At 55.9% G+C, this 20,488-nt stretch carries 18 protein-coding genes; 7 read left to right on the top strand and 11 right to left on the bottom strand.

The window, feature by feature from the left end:
• Nucleotides 1-80: 80 nt before the first annotated feature.
• Both LAC65_RS05685 and yccS read left to right on the top strand, forming a co-directional pair.
• Nucleotides 81-524 carry a YccF domain-containing protein gene (locus tag LAC65_RS05685; protein WP_039383653.1) on the top strand — a complete coding sequence of 148 codons (444 nt, stop codon included), beginning with the start codon at nt 81-83 and terminating at the stop codon, nt 522-524.
• Nucleotides 525-535: 11 nt separating this feature from the next.
• The gene (gene yccS / locus LAC65_RS05680; protein ID WP_039383651.1) at nt 536-2,671 is read left to right on the top strand and encodes a YccS family putative transporter; all 2,136 of its coding nucleotides are present in this window, start codon (nt 536-538) and stop codon (nt 2,669-2,671) included.
• A gap of 23 nt (nt 2,672-2,694) precedes the next feature.
• On the opposite strand, the gene LAC65_RS05675 is transcribed toward yccS, so the two are convergent.
• Nucleotides 2,695-3,297 carry a TfoX/Sxy family DNA transformation protein gene (locus tag LAC65_RS05675; RefSeq protein ID WP_039385776.1) on the bottom strand — a complete coding sequence of 201 codons (603 nt, stop codon included), beginning with the start codon at nt 3,295-3,297 and terminating at the stop codon, nt 2,695-2,697.
• 221 nt (nt 3,298-3,518) lie between these two features.
• Between LAC65_RS05675 and sulA the strand changes: the two genes are divergently transcribed.
• Both sulA and ompA read left to right on the top strand, forming a co-directional pair.
• Nucleotides 3,519-4,010 carry an SOS-induced cell division inhibitor SulA gene (sulA, locus tag LAC65_RS05670; RefSeq protein ID WP_039383649.1) on the top strand — a complete coding sequence of 164 codons (492 nt, stop codon included), beginning with the start codon at nt 3,519-3,521 and terminating at the stop codon, nt 4,008-4,010.
• A 349-nt stretch (nt 4,011-4,359) separates the two neighbouring features.
• Nucleotides 4,360-5,433 carry a porin OmpA gene (gene ompA, locus LAC65_RS05665; protein WP_039383647.1) on the top strand — a complete coding sequence of 358 codons (1,074 nt, stop codon included), beginning with the start codon at nt 4,360-4,362 and terminating at the stop codon, nt 5,431-5,433.
• 55 nt (nt 5,434-5,488) lie between these two features.
• On the opposite strand, the gene matP is transcribed toward ompA, so the two are convergent.
• Nucleotides 5,489-5,953: a macrodomain Ter protein MatP gene (matP, locus tag LAC65_RS05660; RefSeq protein WP_139074201.1), complete on the bottom strand. Its 465-nt coding sequence runs from the start codon at nt 5,951-5,953 to the stop codon at nt 5,489-5,491.
• 70 nt (nt 5,954-6,023) lie between these two features.
• On the opposite strand from matP, the gene LAC65_RS05655 reads away from it, so the two are divergent.
• Entirely contained in the window at nt 6,024-7,868 is a 1,845-nt protein-coding gene (locus tag LAC65_RS05655; RefSeq protein WP_052246479.1) for an AAA family ATPase, read from the top strand.
• A gap of 67 nt (nt 7,869-7,935) precedes the next feature.
• On the top strand, nt 7,936-8,454 hold the full coding sequence (gene fabA / locus LAC65_RS05650; protein ID WP_039383641.1) for a bifunctional 3-hydroxydecanoyl-ACP dehydratase/trans-2-decenoyl-ACP isomerase: 519 nt from the start codon (nt 7,936-7,938) through the stop codon (nt 8,452-8,454).
• Nucleotides 8,455-8,514: 60 nt separating this feature from the next.
• On the opposite strand, the gene rmf is transcribed toward fabA, so the two are convergent.
• From rmf to rlmKL, 6 genes are all read right to left on the bottom strand, one after another.
• Complete coding sequence (gene rmf / locus LAC65_RS05645) at nt 8,515-8,682, bottom strand: ribosome modulation factor (protein WP_071668711.1); 168 nt, start codon at nt 8,680-8,682, stop codon at nt 8,515-8,517.
• Nucleotides 8,683-8,949: 267 nt separating this feature from the next.
• Complete coding sequence (gene pqiC / locus LAC65_RS05640; protein ID WP_039383640.1) at nt 8,950-9,516, bottom strand: membrane integrity-associated transporter subunit PqiC; 567 nt, start codon at nt 9,514-9,516, stop codon at nt 8,950-8,952.
• Entirely contained in the window at nt 9,513-11,156 is a 1,644-nt protein-coding gene (gene pqiB / locus LAC65_RS05635) for an intermembrane transport protein PqiB (protein ID WP_039383639.1), read from the bottom strand. The genes pqiC and pqiB overlap by 4 nt, the downstream gene beginning before the upstream one ends.
• Nucleotides 11,128-12,414, bottom strand: coding sequence for a membrane integrity-associated transporter subunit PqiA (pqiA, locus tag LAC65_RS05630; protein WP_039383638.1), 1,287 nt, complete (start codon nt 12,412-12,414; stop codon nt 11,128-11,130). Before pqiA ends, pqiB begins: the two co-directional genes overlap by 29 nt.
• Nucleotides 12,415-12,430: 16 nt before the next feature.
• On the bottom strand, nt 12,431-14,338 hold the full coding sequence (locus tag LAC65_RS05625) for an ABC transporter ATP-binding protein (protein ID WP_039383636.1): 1,908 nt from the start codon (nt 14,336-14,338) through the stop codon (nt 12,431-12,433).
• 5 nt (nt 14,339-14,343) lie between these two features.
• Nucleotides 14,344-16,461 (bottom strand): bifunctional 23S rRNA (guanine(2069)-N(7))-methyltransferase RlmK/23S rRNA (guanine(2445)-N(2))-methyltransferase RlmL, encoded by a 2,118-nt coding sequence (rlmKL, locus tag LAC65_RS05620; RefSeq protein WP_039383634.1) that lies wholly within the window; start codon nt 16,459-16,461, stop codon nt 14,344-14,346.
• 96 nt (nt 16,462-16,557) lie between these two features.
• Here rlmKL and LAC65_RS05615 point away from each other — a divergent pair, with 96 nt between their 5' ends.
• Entirely contained in the window at nt 16,558-17,667 is a 1,110-nt protein-coding gene (locus tag LAC65_RS05615; protein ID WP_039383631.1) for a YcbX family protein, read from the top strand.
• Between the two features lie 3 nt (nt 17,668-17,670).
• Here the strand turns inward: LAC65_RS05615 and LAC65_RS05610 are convergent, their stop codons facing one another.
• The 3 genes from LAC65_RS05610 to LAC65_RS05600 form a co-directional block, all read right to left on the bottom strand.
• Entirely contained in the window at nt 17,671-18,207 is a 537-nt protein-coding gene (locus tag LAC65_RS05610; RefSeq protein WP_039383627.1) for a cell division protein ZapC, read from the bottom strand.
• A 151-nt stretch (nt 18,208-18,358) separates the two neighbouring features.
• A complete protein-coding gene (gene pyrD, locus LAC65_RS05605; protein ID WP_039383626.1) occupies nt 18,359-19,369 on the bottom strand; it encodes a quinone-dependent dihydroorotate dehydrogenase in 1,011 nt (336 codons plus the stop codon).
• 120 nt (nt 19,370-19,489) lie between these two features.
• Nucleotides 19,490-20,488, bottom strand: a complete 999-nt coding sequence (locus LAC65_RS05600) for a glycosyltransferase family 2 protein (protein WP_039383623.1) — start codon at nt 20,486-20,488, stop codon at nt 19,490-19,492.

Genomic DNA, 20,488 nt, shown 5'->3' with positions numbered 1-20,488 from the left:
GTCAGACACTTGGCGCTCCAGCCTTAAAACAGGCTAAACTTGGCGGCACATATTGCGGATTGCAAAAGGAAAAACGCGTTATGCGCACCGTTCTTAATATTCTGAATTTTATCCTTGGCGGCTTTCTCACTACGTTTGGCTGGCTCTTTGCCACGCTGGTCAGCATTGTGCTGATTTTTACGCTGCCGCTGACGCGCTCCTGCTGGGAAATCACAAAACTTTCGCTGGTCCCGTTCGGCAATGAAGCGGTTCACGTTGATGTACTGCGTCCTGACAGCAAAAGTGCGTTTCTTAACGCTGGCGGTACATTTCTGAACATCTTCTGGCTTATTTTCTTTGGCTGGTGGCTCTGCGTAATGCATATCTCAACCGGAATTGTGCAGTGCCTGAGCATTATCGGTATTCCCACCGGACTGGCGCACTTTAAGCTGGCTGCGATTTCACTCTGGCCGGTTGGCCGCCGGGTGGTCAGCGTGGAAGAGGCTCAGGCAGCGCGTGAAGCTAACGCGCGCCGCCGCTACTGAGGATCCGGTTTATGTCCGACGCTATGCCCGCCTGGCGCCGCTATCTGTTTAACAGCAGCCTGCGCTATCTGCTGCGTATTTTTCTGGCGCTGTCGGGCTGCGCTGCGTTTCCCTGGTGGCTGCAGCAGGTAGAGTGGACCATTCCGCTTACGCTGGGGGTGGTCGCTGCCGCGCTGGCCGATCTTGACGACCGCTGGACAGGCCGTCTGCGCAATCTGATCATCACCCTGTGCTGCTTCTGTATCGCGTCGGTCTCCGTTGAGCTGCTTTTCCCCAGACCCTGGGCGTTCACTGCCGGCCTGGCGCTCTCAAGCTGGGGATTTATCCTGCTGGGCGCGCTTGGCCAGCGTTACGCGACCATCGCGTTTGGTGCCCTGCTGATTGCGGTATATACCATGCTGGGTATCGGGCTCTTTCCACAGTGGTGGATGCAGCCCGCGCTGCTGCTGACGGGAGCACTCTGGTACAACCTGCTGACCTTTATTGGCCACCTGATGTTTCCGGTGCGACCCGTTCAGGAGCAGCTGGCGGCCAGCTTTTCCCAGCTGGCGCGTTATCTTGAGGCGAAAGCAAACCTGTTTGATCCGGACGGCGGTGAGCAGGATGATGCCGCTCTGATTGCCACCGCAATGGCTAACAGCCAGTTAGTCGCGCAGCTGAATCAGACTAAAAATACCATTCAGAGCCGGCTGCGCGGCGATCGGGGTTCACGCAGTACCCGCCGCAGCCTGCATTACTATTTTGTGGCGCAGGATATTCATGAGCGCGCCAGCTCTTCGCACATACAGTATCATCAGCTGCGAAATAACTGGCGTTACAACGAAATCCTGTTCCGTTTTCAGCGTCTGCTGAATATGCAGGCGCAGGCGTGTCGCCAGCTGACTGAAACGATCGTACTGCGCCAGCGCTGGCATCACAGCAGCCATTTCGAGCGTGCTTTTGCGCGCCTTGAGACGGCCCTTGAGCGCCTGCAGCAAAGCGACCCGGATGCCGGACATGCCGCCCCGCTCTCCTGGTTACTGCGTAATTTGCGTGCCATTGATGCGCAACTTGCTTCACTTGCTTCAGAACAGCAGCTGTTTGAGACGCCGCTGCAGAGTGAGCACCATCTTTCGCGTGACACGCTGCGTGGCTGGTCCGATATACGTCTGCGTCTGAGCCGTCACCTTACGCCCGCCTCTCCGCTGTTTCGCCACGCCATCCGAATGTCGCTGGTGCTCTGTATAGGTTATGCCTTTATTCAGATTACCGGGCTGCAGCGCGGTTACTGGATACTGCTTACCAGCCTGTTTGTCTGTCAGCCCAACTATAACGCCACGCGTCGCCGGCTGGCGCTGCGTATCGGAGGGACGCTGGCAGGTGTGGCAATCGGGCTGCCGGTGCTGTGGCTGGTGCCCTCGGTGGAGGGGCAGCTGCTGCTGATCGTCCTCAGCGGCGTGCTGTTTTTTGCTTTCCGTCAGATTCAGTATGCGCAGGCCACGCTGTTTATTACCCTGCTGGTACTGCTCTGCTTCAATTTACTGGGTGAAGGCTTTGACGTGGCCCTGCCGCGTATTGTTGATACGCTTCTGGGATGCGGACTCGCCTGGCTGGCGGTGGCGTTTGTCTGGCCTGACTGGCGTTTTCGCAAACTCACCACAATAGCCGATCGCGCGCTGAATGCTAACTGCCGCTATCTGGATGCCATCATGGAACAGTATCATCAGGGCAAAGATAACCGGCTGGCTTACCGGGTTGTACGCCGGGATGCGCACAACGCTGACGCCGAACTCGCCTCTGTGGTATCGAATATAAACAGTGAACGCCGGGCAGAGCAGACGCTGCGGGAGCACGCCTTCAGACTGCTCTGCCTTAATCACTCGTTTCTGAGCTATATCTCAGCGCTGGGCGCACATCGCACCCGCTTAACACCGGGGAAACTGCTCACGCTGCTTGATGACGCCGTCTGTTTTGTTGAGGATGTTTTACAGATTGAGTGCGTGACGAACGATCGGGTAGCCGCGATGCAACATACGCTTCAGCAGCGCATTGGCGAATTGAAAACCAGTACTGAAGCCCAGGCACCTTTGATTTTGCAGCAGCTCGATTTACTAATCACACTGCTGCCTGAGATCGCCCGCCTGCGCCGCGCCCTGGCGCAGGCCTGAAACAGTAACAGCGGCTCCCGGGTTTACCGGCGTAGCCGCTCCTGGTACCAGCTGCTCAGCGCCTCTTTTACGTCAGCCGGAAGCGCCGCCTGATGATGGCCAGAGATCGCCCCTTCAAGTGCCAGCAGCGTTTTCAACCCGACATGCTTGTTGACGCTGCGCAGCTTAAGCCAGCTCTGTCGTGACCCCATCTCCTGCAGCGATTCCACCGAGCTGATCCCCGCTTTATGCAGCATCAGCTCCATACGCAAACTGAGATTAGGAAGATCCTTGAGCCGCAGCGAAATATTTTTTACTGCGGCATCAGCCTGTGCCGCCTGCAGGGAGCTGGCTGACAAACGGATCAGCTGCCTCCTGTCCTGCCATAGCTGCTGATCAACTTTGAAGTAGCTCAGGGTGACAGGGATGCCGCGCTTGCGATAAACCAGCGGCTCCAGCGGCCGCTGAACGGCATAAAGCCGCAGCGCCTCACTGGCGCGCAGGTAGAGCGTGTCATTATCAATATAGGCGAACACCACGCGCTCAATAGCCAGTGCGTAGCCGCCAAACTGCGTACGCGACTCTATATCTCCCAGAACCGACAGGGCGTCGATCGATTGCTCTACTACCTCATTTTTTCGCTTCATCATGTCCCTTTTCCTCATTCCTTGTGCAGGGTATTTCCTATAAAACATCGACTATTCATTTAGTTAGAAGATAAAAAAAACGATTTACTGATTCAATGAATAAAACGCTTTTAATGCCATCTTCTGCCAGTTTTGAGAGACATTTTCAGAAAATGAAGTTGATCTCTGTTAATTTAAACAGTACTGTACATTCATCCAGTTCACTACTGAGCGAGTATATTATGCGCACGCATTTCTCTGGCCCTGTTGATCGTTCCTCCTGGTTAGCGCCTTCCACTGCAGTTCAGCCGTCAATGGGCGGTATAACGGAATTACGCTACAGTGAGCATCCTGGCATGATGCAATTGCTTCTGCTTCCGGTGCTCAAACAGCTGAGCGAACAGTCACGCTGGCAGCTCTGGCTGACGCCAGCGCATAAAGTCAGCCGCCGCTGGATCCAGCAGTCTGGTCTGCCGCTTGAGAAGAGTATGCATATTACTGAATCAGATCGGCTCAGTACGGTTGAGAATATGGTGAAAGCGCTGCGTACCGGAAATTACAGCGTAGTGCTGGCCTGGATACCCTGTGAACTGCAAGAGAATGAGCGTCAGATGCTGCAGCAGGCAGCAGAAGAAGGCGAAGCTTTGGGTCTGATTATGCGCCCGGAAGAAGCTGATATCATTTCTGCCAGACAACCCGGAAGCACAAAAATTCCCTCGGATTTGTTTCATTAAGTAAAAAGTGAGGTTTATCTCAGCTTTTTTTTCCGGCCTGTTGCCGCTAAGCTACTGATAATGTTCCCGCCAGTCAGGACAAGGGCTTAGCTGCAATTCTCTATTTACAGACCGAAAATTTTGCCCCGTCAATTGTTAAAATGTGTGTATTTACACCTGTTTTTTTACCTGCTCACCTCACATCATACTTGTAAGTTTTCAATCTCGTTGTAGACTTTAGCTCGCCAGGGTGCTCAATAACCTCCGTTTTTTCGGTAGAGTCATAAGCGAGCGTTCAGACCCGGCGAAGGATTACAACCAAGAGCAACCTTTTTGCTCATTGCCTATTTGGATGATAACGAGGCGCAAAATGAAAAAGACAGCTATCGCAATTGCAGTGGCACTGGCTGGCTTCGCTACCGTAGCGCAGGCCGCTCCTAAAGATGACACCTGGTACACCGGTGCTAAACTGGGCTGGTCTCAGTATCACGATACTGGTTACTACGGTAACGGTTACGCGAACAACGACGGTCCAACTCACGAATCTCAGCTGGGCGCAGGTGCTTTCCTGGGCTATCAGGCGAACCCATACCTGGGCTTCGAGCTGGGCTATGACTGGCTGGGCCGCATGCCTAACAAAGGCGACAACATCAACGGCGCATTCAAAGCGCAGGGCGTTCAGCTGGCAGCTAAACTGAGCTACCCGATTGCTGATGACCTTGACGTGTACACCCGTCTGGGTGGCATGGTATGGCGTGCAGATTCTACCCAGAACAACACTCTGACCGGCGAACGCCGCAGCGACCACGACACCGGCGTTTCTCCGCTGGCTGCAGTGGGTGTTGAATACGCAGTGACCAAGAACTGGGCAACCCGTCTGGATTACCAGTGGGTTAACAACATTGGTGATGCAGGTACCGTTGGCGCGCGTCCAGACAACGGCATGCTGAGCGTAGGCGTTGCATACCGCTTCGGTCAGGATGAAGCTGCTGCACCAATCGCTGCACCAGCTCCGGCACCAGCTCCGGTTGTTGAAACCAAGCGTTTCACTCTGAAATCTGACGTGCTGTTCACCTTCAACAAATCTACCCTGAAGCCAGAAGGTCAGCAGGCTCTGGATCAGCTGTACAGCCAGCTGAGCTCAATGGATCCTAAAGATGGTTCCGTTGTAGTTCTGGGCTTTACCGATCGCATCGGTTCAGACCAGTACAACCAGAAACTGTCTGAGAAACGTGCTCAGTCTGTTGTCGACTACCTGGTATCTAAAGGTATCCCGGCTAACAAAATCTCTGCACGTGGCATGGGCGAATCCAACCCGGTTACTGGCAACACCTGTGACAGCGTGAAAGGCCGTAATGCCCTGATCGACTGCCTGGGTCCAGACCGTCGCGTTGAGATCGACGTGAAAGGCATCAAAGACGTTGTAACTCAGCCACAGGCTTAAGTTATCGCGTAAAAAAAACCCCGCTCCGGCGGGGTTTTTTGTTTCTGCTATATGCTTACTTTTTGTTCTCTTCGCTGCCTAAGATGGCCTGCAGATCCTGCTTTAACGTAGACATCTGACTGGCATATTTCTCTTTCCGTTCGGCATCTTCAATCAGCTGTACAATTGTCTCAGAGAGCGTGCAGTGGCGACGCTGCGCCAGGCCCGCCAGCCGTTGCCACACAAGATATTCTAAATCGATAGATTTTTTACGCGTATGCTGGTGTTCAGCATTGAAGTGACGCTTGCGGCGGGCACGTATGGTTTGCTTCAGGCGATTTTCCAGACCCGGATGAATATGCTGCGCAATCCACTGGTTCACCTCAACCGGCGTATTTTCCAGCGCAAGCAGCGCGTCAACCGCAGCCTGTGCCGCGCTGAGCTCCAGATAGCGGGTGATTAGCTCCCCCTCCCGATGTTTTTTCACCAGGTATTTCCATTTCCATCCACTTTCCAGATTTTCAAGCTGCTGGTATTTCATCGGAATCCCACCGTGACCACGTAACAACTTAAGAATAACAGCTTTTTTGCGCGATGCAGCAACGAAAAACATGTTGCTCCTGTCACATTCACTACCGGAACTCGCCGTGATAAACCCGGTTGTATCCTGTATAATCACGCTTTTCCTAAATCAGACTAATGCGAATATTTTGACCAGCAACCAACTTACGTGGCAAGCCCTGCAGCCAGATAGCACCCCCTGGCAGACCCTCTTTTCAACGGTTTCACTGAAAGATAGCGATAGTCTTGCCGCGGTTCAGCCGCGTTTGCTGAATGCGCTGGCGCATTTACACCATCAGTCTGCGGGTTTTCCGCTGCTACTGTTACGCAGCCAGGAAAATAGCGACTATCTCGCCTGGATTGCCGAGGCCACGCGTCGTTTTCAGCCTGATGCCGGGCAGCTCTTTGGTGGTGACTATCATGTGATGGGCGACACCGTTACGCTGCTGCCGCCTTCAGACATCAACCGTCCTTTTACCAGTAGCGGCGGCGTGTTTTATGCTGACTGGATCGAAGCAGAGCAGCTGTTTGGCTGCGTGCGTCAGTATAAGGATCGCGTGATGCCTGAGCCCGGGCTGCTGCATCGCGCCAACGGCGGCACGCTGATCCTGTCTATCAATACGCTGCTGGCACAGCCCCTGCTCTGGCTGCGCCTGCGCCGGTGTATCGAACTGCAGCGGTTTGAGTGGTATTCGCAGGATGAGCGACAGCCCCTGCCGGTGACAATTCCAGCTCTGCCGCTCAGCGTCCGCCTGGTTCTGTGCGGCGATCGCGATGCGCTGGCCAGCTTTCAGGAGCTGGATGCCGAAGTGCACGAAATGGCGCTCTACAGTGAGTTTGAAGAGAACCTGCAGATTGCCGATGAGAGCGATATGCTCAACTGGTGTCAGTGGGTTCTGACGCAGGCAGCACGGGCAGACCTTAATGCACCGGAGGCTGATTTCTGGCCACCGCTGCTGACGGAAGCGGTACGTTTTTCCGGCGATCAGGATACGCTGCCGCTCTGTCCGCGCTGGCTGAGGCGACAGCTGCATGAGGCCGCCCTGCACGGCGACATCATTAATGGTGAAGCGCTGACGGAGGCGCTTGAAGCACGCCAGTGGCGGGAAAACTACCTTACTGAACGCATGCGCGATGAGATCCTGCTAAATCAGATCATGATTGAAACAGATGGCGAGGTTATCGGACAGATCAATGGCCTGTCGGTTATTGAGTTTCCGGGGCACCCGCGTGCCTGGGGTGAGCCGTCACGTATTACCTGTGTGGTGCACCCAGGCGATGGTGAACTCAACGACGTGGAGCGTAAAGCTGAGCTGGGCGGTAATATTCATGCCAAAGGCATGATGATTATGCAGGCCTATCTGATTGCTGAGCTGGAACTCGATCAGCCACTGCCCTTCTCCGCTTCGATGGTGTTTGAGCAATCTTACTCTGAAGTGGATGGTGACAGCGCCTCGCTGGCAGAGCTGTGCGCATTAATCAGCGCGCTGGCTAATCAGCCGCTGAGCCAGCAGATTGCGGTGACCGGCTCTGTTGATCAGTTTGGCAATGTGCAGCCGGTCGGTGGCCTCAATGAAAAAATCGAAGGATTCTTTCATGTCTGTCAGGCGCGTGAGCTGACCGGTAAGCAGGGTGTCATTCTGCCTGCCTCTAACGTGCGTCATCTCAGTCTTAGTCAGGAGATCGTTGACGCGGTGAAAGCAGGAGAGTTTCATCTGTGGGCAATTGACCGTATCGATGAAGCCCTGCCGCTGCTGACCGGCGTGGCGTGGCAGAGCGAGAGCGGTGAATCGCTGCTGACTATGATTCAGACCCGTATTACACAGTTTAACCAGCAGGAATCTGCACCCCGCCCGTGGCCGTTACGCTGGCTTAACTGGTTTAACCACAAATAGGGGCATTGCCCGGCGTACAACTGTTCGCTAATATTCGGGCTTCACTAAAAGAAGGCATATTGAGAACATGGTAGATAAACGCGAATCCTATAGCAAAGAAGACCTGGTTGCCTCAGGTCGCGGCGAACTGTTCGGCGAAAATGGGCCACCGCTGCCCTCTGACAACATGTTGATGATGGACCGTGTGGTCAAAATGACCGAAGATGGCGGTAACTTCGACAAAGGTTTTGTTGAAGCTGAACTGGATATCCGCCCCGACCTCTGGTTCTTCGATTGCCATTTCAAAGGCGATCCGGTTATGCCTGGCTGTCTGGGCCTGGATGCCATGTGGCAGCTGGTTGGTTTCTATCTCGGCTGGTTAGGCGCGGAAGGCAAAGGCCGTGCGCTGGGCGTGGGCGAAGTGAAGTTTACCGGTCAGGTGCTGCCAACAGCGAAAAAAGTGACCTATAAAATTCACTTCAAGCGCGTAATCAACCGCAAGCTGGTGATGGGTGTTGCAGATGGTGAAGTCTTTGTTGACGGTAATCTGATCTACACCGCTACCGATCTGAAAGTCGGTCTGTTTAAAGATACTTCTGCGTTCTGATCCTGCTTAACAAAACCTCCGCCGCGGCGGAGGTTTTCCCTTTGCTGACATCCGGCAGGGCTACGCCACCGCCGACCTGTCCTCCATGGCCTGACGCCAGCCTCCCAGCCAGTGAGACCGCGCATCGATCAGTTGATAGGGGCACAGCTCCTTAGAGCGGCCAGTAATGCCGGCCTGATAACCGCGTGAATGTGCACGTTCTAAACGGTCTCTCTTCTGTCTCTTCATACCGCGTTTCCCTCATTTCAGGTCTGGTGGAATCTGGTGGAAAGAAAGAGTGGCGAATTAATGTTCAGCCACAATAAAGTTCTAACCCCAATGCGCAGAAAAAGCAATGCGCAAAATTCACGCCAGCGTCACGATTTTGCCGTTAAAACGACATAAAGAAATGTCAAAGCAGTGTCTATGTTTCTGATTAGGCAAAAAAAAGCCCCTGATCTCCGGTGCAACGTTGCTACGAAGAATCAGGGACTTAGCAGTTATCTAAACCAATTCCTAATTTAGCGAAGCCACACTGTCTGCGATCTGCTGTGCGGTCTGCTGCCAGCCTGCAGCCAGCGTGCGGACCAGCGCATCATAACCATCCTCATTTTGCGGCAACGTCACACTAAAGCTGCGCTTGATAAGCTGATCCTGATGCTGCAGCAGCCATTCACCGCTGACCACGACCCGCCCGTCGTAACGTCCCTGAAAGCCACTTACGCTGACGTTGAGCGTATCGTAGCCCTCTCCATGCGGTGACGCGGCGACCACGCGGCCCGGCAGCGCCTGGCTCAGATTAGCAATCAGCGTCTGCTGCAGCTGCTGATCGAGCGGGCTGGCCCAGAGATTATTGGTGGCAATGACATACTTGACATCGCTGGTCTGATAAACCAGTCCGTTGCCTGCCAGATAGTCAGGCACATTCACATGTTCCACCCAGAGCATCGGCTGGCTGCTGCCCGCGCTGCTGGCGACGCGTACCGTACTGCTGCCTGCCGGCAGCTGATAGTAGGTGGTGTCGATGGTTGTGCTGCACCCTGCCAGCAGCAACATAGCTCCTGCGATGATGGCTTTTTTCACTGTTTCGCCCTCTTTGGCTGCGGATCCTGGCCTGGCTTCGCTTCAAATACCAGGGCATTGCTTTTCGCATTCAGCGTTTTCAGCACTGGCTGCAGCTCACGCAGCACCTGATCAAGCCGCTGCATATCTCCCACCAGTTTATTGTACGCTGGCGATCCCGGCTGCAGCCCTTTCATGCTGCGGTTGAGTTCACGCAGCGTCTGCTGCATATCAGCAGGCAATGTTTTCATTGCCGGACTGCCGGTAAGCTGGTTCAGATTATTCAGCGTATTCTGCAGCTGACGCAGCGTGCGCTGACTCTCTTTCAGCGTGCCGGTCGCCTCATTAATCATCGGATTAAGCGGCAGCGCGTTGATCTTATCCAGCGCCGCCATCAGCTTCTGCTGGATCTGGCTGAGACCACCGCTGACGGTAGGGATCACCTCAAGACCTGCTACGCTGTTCGGTCCTTTATAGGCTGGCGCTTTATCGTAGAAATCGAGATCGACAAACAGCGCGCCGGAGAGCAGGTTGCCGGTTTTCAGCGTGCCGCGCAGGCCACGTTTCTTCCCATCCTGCAGATGCTGCTCCAGATTAAAATCACTGCCCAGTCGTGCGGTAAAGCGATCGGGTTCGATGCGAATCAGCACCGGCACGCGATAATCTGTGTTCAGCGCCTGGTCCATACCCGGGATCATATAAGGCACCTGCGCGACGGTTCCCAGACGAATACCGCGGAACTCAACCGGTGCACCCACCTGCAGGCCGCGAATCGAATCACTGAAGAACATCAGGAAATCAGTGTGTCGGGTATAGAGTGAATCCTGAATGCTGCGCTGATCGTCATACAGATGATAATCCGCTTTGTTCTGTGCGACCTCACCCAGATCCCAGCCATCCGGTACGTCAAAGCTGACGCCGCCGCTAAACAGCGTGGTCAGTGAACCCATCTCCACGCGCATCCCCGAAGCAGACATATCAACGGCAATGCCGCTGTCTTTCCAGAAGCGCACATTCGTGGTCACCAGCCGGTCATAAGGCGCAGTGACAAACAGCTGATAGGTCATCATACGTTTGTCAGTATCGAAGGTGCTGGTTTCCACCGTGCCGACGCGATAACCGCGGAACAGCACCGGATCGCCCGGATTGAGCTGACCCGCTTTGTTACTGTCGAGCACAATGCGGACCCCTTTCGCATCCGGCGGCGCCAGCGGCGGTGAATCAAGCAGCTGATAATGCTCCGGCTGTTCGCCTTTTGCACCGGGCTGCAGCTCGATATAGGCGCCTGAAAGCAGTGTGCCAAGACCGGTGATCCCTTCGCGTCCAATCTGCGGTTTGACCACCCAGAACACGCTGTCTTTATAAAGCAGCTTCTCCATGCCGGCGTTCAGACGGGCTGTGATCTCGACGTGATGCAAATCGTCGGTCAGCACCGCACTCTCTACGGTGCCCACATCCACGCTGCGGCTTTTGATAGTGGTTTTACCCGCCACGATGCCTTCGGCGTTTTCGGTGATCAGCGTCACCAGCGGCCCCTGATGGCTGAAGTGATAAAAAAGGATCCACCCGCCGATCAACAGCGTAACGATGGGTACGATCCAGACTGGCGACCAGCGTTTGATCTGATCGACCTTAGCAGTCCCGTGATTGTTGTCCGTCAAGACGCGACTCCTTACGTTCAGTTTCCTGTTGGCGATCCCAAATCAGACGCGGATCGAATGTAATAGCGGCAAACATGGTCAATATCACCACCAGGGCAAACAGCAGCGCGCCCGGTGCGGGATAGACGTTCATCAGCTGTCCCATGCGCACCAGCGCAGAGAGCACGGCGATAACAAACACATCGATCATCGACCAGCGACCAACAAACTCCACCACTTCGTAGATCAGATGCATTTTTTCGCCATCCCGCTGGCCGCGCCCGCTGGCGTGCCAGCAGAGCCAGCCAATAGCGACCATTTTCAGCGAGGGCACCATAATACTGGCGATAAAAATCACCAGTGCAACGGGCCAGGAACCATCGCTCATCAGCAGGATAACGCCGCCCATGATCGTTGAGGGATACTGGGAACCCAGCGTCTCCGTCACCATGATCGGCATAATATTAGACGGAATATAGAGCATAACGGAGGTCAGCAGCAGCGCCAGCGTCCACTGCAGGCTATGCCTGCGGCGCGGTGCCGCTGCTACCCCGCAGCGATCGCAGCGCGGCTGCGTCACCGGCAGAATAGCCGTACAGCAGGGGCAGCTGCGCAGTCCCTGCTGCAGACCACTTTTCCCCGCCTGCGGCGTAAACGGCAGCGCGGGCAGCGCGTCGATTTGTTGCCAGACCCAGCGCCGATCCACACACTGAAACGCGCGCAGCTGCAGCAGGCAGAACAGGCACCAGGGCCAGAAGCTGCTGCCTAAGCCGATCTCACCATACGCCATCAGCTTGACGAAACTCACCAGCACGCCGGCCATAAAGATCTCTGCCATGCCCCAGCTGCGCAGCTGAAAAAGAATACGCGCCAGTCCCCGCCGCAGCGGGTGCGGCAGAGCAATCCGGTTGACCAGCAGCAAAATTGTCACCATGCAGAAAGCCGGAATACCCTGCACAAACAGCAGAAACAGGGAAGCCAGGCTGCGGTAATCCTCCCGCACCATGACGCGCGGGATCTCCGGCAGCGTAATGCGGCTGGAGAGACCGGCGACGTGCATATCGATAAACGGAAACAGATTGGCCAGCACCAGCATAAACAGCGCCGCCAGCGCATAACCGGTTGGACGCCTCCGCGGTTCATGCCAGTTAGCCAGCAGCTGCGTATGGCAGCGCGGGCAGCGGGCACGGCTGCCCGCCGGCACAGCGGGCAGCCTGACGGTTAAATCACACTGTGGACAGAGCATCCACTGCTGCGCCTGCGGCGACGTTGCGCACATGCCCTTTTCCTCTGTGTTATGCGCCGTTTTTCAGCGCTTCCAGCTCTTCCCAGCGGGCAAAGGCGGTTTCCAGCTCCTGCTCCGTCTGCGCCAGCGTATCCAGCACCGGCTGCGTTTTTTCATGCGGCTGACTGAAGAAATCGGGATGGCTCATCTGCGCCTGCAGCTCACCAATCCGCGCTTCCAGCTGCTCCAGCTTTTGCGGCAGCTGTTCCAGTTCACGCGTCAGGTTATAGCTTAGCTTGCCTGCGCTGCGTTTGGCGGTTTCATTTTTTTCAGCTGTTTTCACCGGTGCGGAAACCGTCGGGGCAACACGCGTCTGTTTGTACGCCGCGCGCTGCTGCTGCGCATCATGATAGCCGCCCACAAACGCGCCCACTTCGCCGTTACCTTCAAATATCCAGCATTCGGTAACGGTGTTATCCACAAACTGACGATCGTGGCTGACCAGCAGTACGGTGCCCTGATATCCGTCGACCAGCTCTTCCAGCAGCTCCAGCGTTTCAACGTCCAGATCGTTGGTCGGTTCATCGAGGATCAGCAGGTTGCTGGGCTTCAGGAACAGCCGCGCCAGCAGCAGGCGATTGCGCTCTCCGCCCGACAGCGCGCGTACCGGCGTCATGGCGCGTTTCGGATGGAACAGAAAGTCCTGCAGGTAACCCAGTACGTGACGGGGTTTGCCGTTGACCATCACTTCCTGTTTGCCTTCCGCGAGGTTATCCATCACGGTCCGGTCCGGATCGAGTTCAGCGCGATGCTGATCGAAATAGGCAATTTCAAGCTTGGTGCCGCAGTGCACCCGCCCGCTGTCCGCTTTCAGCTGCCCCAGCATCAGGCGCAGCAGCGTGGTTTTTCCGCAGCCGTTAGGCCCAATCAGCGCAATCTTATCGCCGCGCTGGACCTGGGCTGAAAAGTCTTTAACCAGCGTTTTGCCTTCCACGCCGTAGTTTACGTTCTCCAGCTCAAAGACAATTTTACCGGAGCGGGCCGCTTCGCCGACCTGCATATTGGCTTTGCCCATCACGTCACGACGCTCGGAACGTTCGCGACGCAGCGCTTTCAGTGCCCGCACGCGGCCTTCATTGCGGGTACGACGCGCCTTGATCCCCTGACGGATCCACACCTCTTCCTGCGCCAGCTTGCGGTCAAATTCAGCATTCTGCATCTCCTCAACCCGCAGCGCCTCCTCTTTACCCACCAGGAACTGATCGTAATCTCCCGGCCAGGAGACCAGCTTACCGCGATCGAGATCGACAATGCGCGTCGCCATATTGCGGATAAACGAGCGGTCATGCGAAATAAACACGATGCTGCCGGTAAAGGTTTTCAGGAACGTTTCCAGCCAGTCGATGGTTTCAATATCGAGGTGGTTAGTAGGCTCATCCAGCATCAGCACGCGTGGGTTACTGACCAGCGCACGGCCCAGGGCCGCTTTACGCAGCCAGCCGCCGGAGAGCGAAGAGAGTTCTGTATCAGCCTGCAGGCCAATCTGCTGCAGAACATCGTTGATACGGCTGTCGAGCTGCCAGAGATTCTGGTGATCGAGAATCGTCTGCAGCCGGCCCATTTCATTGAGGTTTTTCTCGCTCGGATCCTCCATCACTTTGTGCGAAATGGCGTGATAGGCTTTGAGATGCTCCGCCTGCTCGGCCACGCCCTCAGCGACAAAGTCATACACCGAACCGGTAATGTTACGCGGCGGATCCTGCTGCAGGCGCGAAACGATCAGGTCCTGCTCATAGATGATACGCCCATCATCCAGCGGCTGTTCGCCGTTGATGATTTTCATTAATGTGGATTTACCGGCACCGTTACGGCCCACCAGACAGACGCGTTCGCCCTCTTCGATGTGCAGTTCGGTATTATCCAGCAGCGGTGCATCACTGAATGAGAGGTAAGCACCATGGATACTGATCAACGACATATAAATTATTCCTTACCGGCGTGGCTGACCAGCCAGCAGTTGTGAATTTGACGATTACGGGCAAAGTCCTGTGACAGGGTTTTTTGCGTGATCTCCTGCGCCTGCAGGCCAAGCCGTTGCAGGCCCTCCAGATCCATTTTGAAGCCGCGCTTGTTGTTGGAGAACATAATGGTGCCGCCGCGACGCAGCATGCGCTTCAGGTTTTGCAGCAGCATCAGATGATCGCGCTGCACATCAAAATCCGCCTCCATACGCTTGGAGTTGGAGAAGGTCGGCGGATCGATAAAAATCAGGTCAAACTGCTCGTCGCTTTCACGCAGCCAGCTCAGGCAGTCGGCGTGCAGCAGGCGATGCTGACGGCCGGTCAGACCATTAATACGCAGGTTGCGCTCCGCCCACTCAAGGTAGGTGCGCGACATATCAACCGTAGTGGTGGATTTTGCCCCGCCCAGCCCGGCGTGCACGCTGGCGCTGCCGGTGTAAGAAAACAGGTTCAGGAAGTCTTTACCTTTACTCATCTGGCCGAGCATCTGCCGCGCGATACGGTGATCGAGGAACAGGCCGGTATCAAGGTAGTCAGTAAGATTAACCAGCAGCCGGGCATTGAACTCCTGCACTTCAAAGAATTCGCCCTTTTCTCCCAGCTTCTGATACTGATTTTTGCCCTTTTGCCGCTCGCGGGTTTTCAGCACCAACCTGTTAGCCGGGATCTCCAGCACGCTGAGCGTGGCGCTGATAACATCAAACAGCCGCTGGCGCGCTTTGGTCGCGTCGATGGTTTTTGGTGGCGCGTATTCCTGCACCACCACCCAGTCGGCGTAGCGATCCACTGCGACATTGTATTCCGGCAGATCGGCATCATAGAGGCGATAGCACTCAATGCCCGACTGACGCGCCCATTTCTCCAGCTTCTTCAGGTTCTTGCGCAGGCGGTTTGCGAAATCTTCCGCAATCTGCGCGCTGCCAGCCGCACCGGACGCCGCCAGCTGATAATTTTTCTGCACGCACTCCAGCGGGCCATTTTTCGCTTTAAACTGGCGCTCCGCGCGCAGCTGCAGGCAGCTCAGCAGATCGGGTGAGGCGCTGAACAGCGACAGATTCCAGCCGCCAAACTGCTGCTTCATAATGCGGCCCAGCTGGCTGTGCAGCGCAATCAGCGCCGGCTCGCTCTCCAGACGCTCACCATAAGGCGGGTTACTCAGCACCGTTCCGGTCACGCTTTTATCGTCAAGCGGATTACTCAGCTTCAGCACATCCTGCTGCGCAAAGGTAAAAAGCTCAAAGACGCCGGCACGACGCGCGTTAGCGCGCGCCCACTCCAGCACGCGGCCATCGTTATCATAACCAAAGAAGCGTGCCTGGGTGGCCGCAGTGCCAGCCCGCGCGCGCTGCAGCGCTTCGCTGCGCAGCTCCTGCCATAGCGCTGCGTTATGCTGCTTCCAGCGGCTAAAGCCCCAGTGGCTGCGCAGCAGACCCGGCGCGCGATCGCAGGCAATTAAGGCCGCCTCAATCAGCAGCGTGCCGGAACCGCACATGGGATCCAGCAGCGGCGTTTCCGGCTGCCAGCCGGAACGCATAACAATGGCAGCCGCCAGATTCTCTTTCAGCGGCGCCTGACCGGTCTGCTGACGATAGCCGCGCTGATGCAGCGCGGTGCCGCTGAGATCCAGTGCGATGCTGACGCGATCTTTATTCAGCCAGGCGTTAATGCAAATACCCGGCTGCTCGCGATCCACGCTGGGGCGCGGCAGATCCTGACGGGTAAAGCAGTCAACGATCGCATCTTTAATTCGCAGCGCGCCAAACTGGCTGTTGCGGATGACGTCGTTGGTGCCGCTGAAATGGATGGCAAAGGTGGTTTCGCTGTCAAACAGCTCAGCCCAGGGGATACTCTGCGCGCCGACATAGAGATCGAGGTCACTCCAGACACCGAATTCTCCCAGCGGCAGTAAAATACGTGAAGCCAGACGGCTCCACAGCAGGCTTTGATACATTACGCGATCGTCGGCACGGAAGTGGACGCCGCCCTGCACCACCTGCAAATCCTGCGCGCCCAGCGCGTCCAGCTCAGTTTTCAACAGCTCTTCGAGCCCACGCGCCGTACTGGCAAACAGAGAATTCATATCGTCACTTATACTCTTGCTAAAATTGCTGCGCATTATAGCGAATCAGCGTCCTATGTCATAAAGTTAGCTTCTTTTTGTCTGCAAGGAGCGATGATGATTACCTTATCCCGTCTTTATATTCACCCGGTCAAATCGATGCGCGGCCTGCAGCAGTCGCATGCACAGGTGCTGCAGAGCGGTCTGGCATTTGATCGCATCTTTATGATCACCGAGCCTGACGGAACGTTCATCACCGCCCGGCAGTTTCCGCAACTGGTGCGTTTTACGCCGGTTGTGCTGCCGGATGGCCTGCTGATTAACGCGCCGGACGGTCAGCAGGCGCTGATCCGCTATGCCGACTTTGCAGCAGAAGAGAGCGAAACCGTTGTCTGGGGCAACACCTTTACTGCCCGCATCGAGCCGGAAGCGATTAACCGCTGGCTGAGCGACTATTTTCCGCGTCCGGTACAGCTGCGCTGGACAGGTGAGACGCCGACGCGGCGCGTAAAGCGCTTTGACGCCGTGCCGCTCGGCTTTGCCGACGGCTATCCGTTTCTGCTGGTCAATATGGCGTCGATGCAGGATCTGCAGCAGCGCTGCCCGGCTGGCGTACGCGTGGAGCAGTTTCGCCCTAACCTGGTGGTCAGCGGTGCCCCCGCCTGGGATGAAGATAGCTGGAAGCGGCTGCAAATCGGTGACGTTGAGTTTGTCGTGCCGAAACCGTGCAGCCGCTGCATATTTACCACTATCGGGACAGAGAACGGAGAGAAACATCCGGCGGGTGAGCCGCTGACCACGCTGCAGGGCTTTCGCAGCGCGCAGGATGGCAGCGGTGATATCGATTTTGGCCTCAATATGATAGCCCTGAACAGCGGGCTGATCCGCAGCGGGGACAGCGTGACGATTCTGGAACGCCATACCCCGCGCGTCTATGGTGCCGGCAAAACAGAAGCTTCGCTGACAGCAGAGCCAGGTGCGCCTGCCAGCGTCACCATTACCTGTCAGGGCCGGCGTTTTGAGGGAGATAATCAGCAGGTATTACTGGAGCAGCTGGAGATGGCCGGGTTTCGTATTCCCTACTCCTGCCGGGCCGGGCTGTGCGGCAGCTGTAAAGTCACGCTGGTCGCCGGCACCGTCAGGCCGTTAAAGCAGAGCGCCGTACGTGCTGACGGCACTATTCTGAGCTGCAGCTGTATTCCAGACAGTGATATTGAGCTGGGATAAAATCTAAACCGCGCGCGCGTACCATGTCGCCAGCTGCAGCGGCTGCAGGCGATCGTTCATGATTTTGATCGCATCGCCAAGCTGCATGCTTTTTCCCGCCATGCTCAGTGCCGGCTGCGCCACCAGACAGAGCGCCGCGTTTTCACTGCTTTCTACTACCAGCAGCTGTGCCTGCTCACCGCTCTCAGCCAGCGTAGCCGTGACCATATCGCCCGCGACCGGCTGCCAGCTATGTTTATGGCTGATGAAGTGCCAGCTTTTTGGCATCAGCGGCTTGAGGAAGCGGCTTGCCACCAGCGCATTCAGGATCAGCTCGGCACGCTGATGAGCAGATAATTCACTTTCACGACAGCGGTCGTCGAAACTAAAATAGAGTGCGGCATCATCGACGCAAAATCCGCTGCTGTTAAAAGCGTCGGGCGTCAGCATTTTGCGGGAGAAGCGGGAGCGGAAGAGTGTGCCATCAGCCAAATCAAGCATCATACGGTCATGCTCGGCGTCATAATACCAGCGCCAGTTGTCATCGGGTTTGATTTTCATGATGTGCCTTGTGGGATTCTGCTGCGCTAAATGGCGCCTAAAAAATAAAATATCGCTTTAAGCAAAAAGCTGAAAAATAGAACAACAGGGGAAAATATAAACGAGCCAGAGGGAGAAATAAACCCCCTGGCCGGGGAAAGTGAGATATGTCTTAGAGGTGGGTCACGATATCTTTAATTAAAGCCGGTCCCTGATAAATAAATCCGGAGTATATCTGCACCAGGGTGGCGCCCGCGGCAATTTTTTCCCGTGCGGCGATGAGTGAATCTATTCCACCGGCACCAATAACAGGTAAGCGCCCCTGCAGCTCCTGCGCCAGCCGGCGGATTACCTCTGTGCTGCGCGTCTGCACCGGGCGTCCGCTCAGGCCGCCCGCTTCATCTGCATGTTTAAGTCCGCTGACCAGCGTACGATCCAGCGTGGTATTGGTTGCAATCACACCATCAATCTGGTGACGCACCAGGCTGTCAGCAACCTGGATTAATTCCTCCTCAGACAGATCCGGCGCAATCTTTACGGCCACCGGAACATATTTAAGGTGTCGCTGCTGTAGTTCCTGCTGTTTTAATTTAATCGCCACCAGCAAATCGTCCAGCGCATCGCCATATTGCAGCGTACGCAGACCCGGCGTGTTAGGTGAAGAGATATTTATCGCAATATAACCCGCATGGGCGTAGACCTTCTCCATGCAGATCAGGTAATCCTCTTTCCCCTGCTCAACCGGGGTATCTTTATTCTTGCCAATATTGATCCCCAGTACGCCTTTAAATCGCGCTTTTTTGACGTTCTCTACCAGATGATCAACCCCGTGGTTATTAAATCCCATGCGGTTAATGATGCCGCCCGCCTCAACCAGACGGAACATACGCGGTTTATCATTTCCGGGCTGCGCACGCGGCGTTACCGTACCGACTTCAATAAAACCAAACCCCATCGCGCCAAACGCATCAATGCACTCCGCGTTTTTATCCAGCCCGGCCGCCAGACCCAGCGGGTTGGGAAACGTCAGGCCCATACAGCTTACCGGACGCGCCGGCAGCGACTGCCGAATCAGCCCCTCCAGCGGCGTACCGCTGATAAAACGCAGCTGCTGGAAAGTGAGTTCATGCGCGCGCTCGGGATCGAGTTTAAACAGGGCGGGCCGGACGATGGGATATAACATGCACTCTCCTGAATGGCAGTAAAGGAAGAAACAGCGGGTGCACGGGAAGACGTGCGCCAGAATGGTAAGGTGCTCTGGCGCAAAAGTAAATTAGTGACGAACCTCAGAACAGGATCGCGATCAACGGCGGGATGAATAACGACTCAGGCGATTACGGCACGCCTGCAGACCGTGATAGAGCGGCGGACAATACCAGAGCAGTTTCAGCCGGGTATTATGCCGTAATACGCGCCGCACCAGACTGTTTACCCGCGGCTGCCACTCGGCAGGTACTTTAATGCGGTGTTTACGGATCTGTGCCAGGCAGCCATGCATAATGGTCTGATAGTAGTCATCCAGTAATGCCTCATCCTGCGGCAGCTGATGCTCTCGCAAAAACGCTTCGCTGCTGTCGCGGGCGATAAAGTAATTTTTTATCCAGGAGAAGTCGCGGGTGCTTTGCGACAGCGAACTCTGCATAAAGCGCTTGTAGTAGTAGCTCTCGCCGGTGCAGTAGAAACTGTGCGCCTGCATATAGAGCGCGAACATAAAAGGCGCATCTTCATGATTCTGAATCGGCAGGAAACTCAGCCCCAGCCGCTCAATCAGCTGCCGGGAAATGATGCTGCTCCAGATCACCCGGTGCGCCGACTGATGCTGGATCAGCGTGCGCAGACTTTCGCTGCCGCCGGAGAAAAGGCCGCTGACGTGACGCTGATGAATCGTCTGATAGTGGCGCTGCGGTTCCGGGACGTCGAAAAACATTTTTGCGCCGAAGCAGAACAGCTCAAGTCCGGTATGCTGCGCCTGCGCGCGCCGGAAATCGGCAAACAGAGTGGCGGAGATAAAGTCATCGGCATCCATAAAATAGAGGAAATCGCCGGTGGCGACCGCCAGCCCTTTCATCCGCGCTGCGCTGACGCCGCCGCGGTTGCCGCTCAGCAAAGTGACCTGCGGATGCGCCTCAGCGAACGCCGTAAGCCAGCTCACGCTCTCATCCGTTGAGCCGTCGTCAATGATAATAATCTCATCTGCCGGCGACGTCTGCTGCAGCAGCGACTGCATCGTCTCCGGCAGCCACGGGGCGCAGTTCCAGTTCGGAATAATGACCGATATAGTCGGGACGGAGCGCGACGTCAT

Source organism: Pantoea eucrina, from assembly GCF_020079945.1.
In the GTDB taxonomy this organism is placed as follows: Bacteria; Pseudomonadota; Gammaproteobacteria; order Enterobacterales; family Enterobacteriaceae; genus Pantoea; species Pantoea eucrina.
Note: the sequence above shows the minus strand (reverse complement) of the source record. Positions and strands in the feature narration are given on the sequence as shown.

Coding starts and splice junctions, on each gene's coding strand:
- LAC65_RS05685 (WP_039383653.1), top strand. CDS start 81: ATGCGCACCGTTCTTAATATTCTGAATTTTATCCTTGGCGGCTTTCTC.
- yccS (WP_039383651.1), top strand. CDS start 536: ATGTCCGACGCTATGCCCGCCTGGCGCCGCTATCTGTTTAACAGCAGC.
- LAC65_RS05675 (WP_039385776.1), bottom strand. CDS start 3,297: ATGAAGCGAAAAAATGAGGTAGTAGAGCAATCGATCGACGCCCTGTCG.
- sulA (WP_039383649.1), top strand. CDS start 3,519: ATGCGCACGCATTTCTCTGGCCCTGTTGATCGTTCCTCCTGGTTAGCG.
- ompA (WP_039383647.1), top strand. CDS start 4,360: ATGAAAAAGACAGCTATCGCAATTGCAGTGGCACTGGCTGGCTTCGCT.
- matP (WP_139074201.1), bottom strand. CDS start 5,953: ATGAAATACCAGCAGCTTGAAAATCTGGAAAGTGGATGGAAATGGAAA.
- LAC65_RS05655 (WP_052246479.1), top strand. CDS start 6,024: ATGTTGCTCCTGTCACATTCACTACCGGAACTCGCCGTGATAAACCCG.
- fabA (WP_039383641.1), top strand. CDS start 7,936: ATGGTAGATAAACGCGAATCCTATAGCAAAGAAGACCTGGTTGCCTCA.
- rmf (WP_071668711.1), bottom strand. CDS start 8,682: ATGAAGAGACAGAAGAGAGACCGTTTAGAACGTGCACATTCACGCGGT.
- pqiA (WP_039383638.1), bottom strand. CDS start 12,414: ATGTGCGCAACGTCGCCGCAGGCGCAGCAGTGGATGCTCTGTCCACAG.
- LAC65_RS05625 (WP_039383636.1), bottom strand. CDS start 14,338: ATGTCGTTGATCAGTATCCATGGTGCTTACCTCTCATTCAGTGATGCA.
- rlmKL (WP_039383634.1), bottom strand. CDS start 16,461: ATGAATTCTCTGTTTGCCAGTACGGCGCGTGGGCTCGAAGAGCTGTTG.
- LAC65_RS05615 (WP_039383631.1), top strand. CDS start 16,558: ATGATTACCTTATCCCGTCTTTATATTCACCCGGTCAAATCGATGCGC.
- LAC65_RS05610 (WP_039383627.1), bottom strand. CDS start 18,207: ATGAAAATCAAACCCGATGACAACTGGCGCTGGTATTATGACGCCGAG.
- pyrD (WP_039383626.1), bottom strand. CDS start 19,369: ATGTTATATCCCATCGTCCGGCCCGCCCTGTTTAAACTCGATCCCGAG.
- LAC65_RS05600 (WP_039383623.1), bottom strand. CDS start 20,488: ATGACGTCGCGCTCCGTCCCGACTATATCGGTCATTATTCCGAACTGG.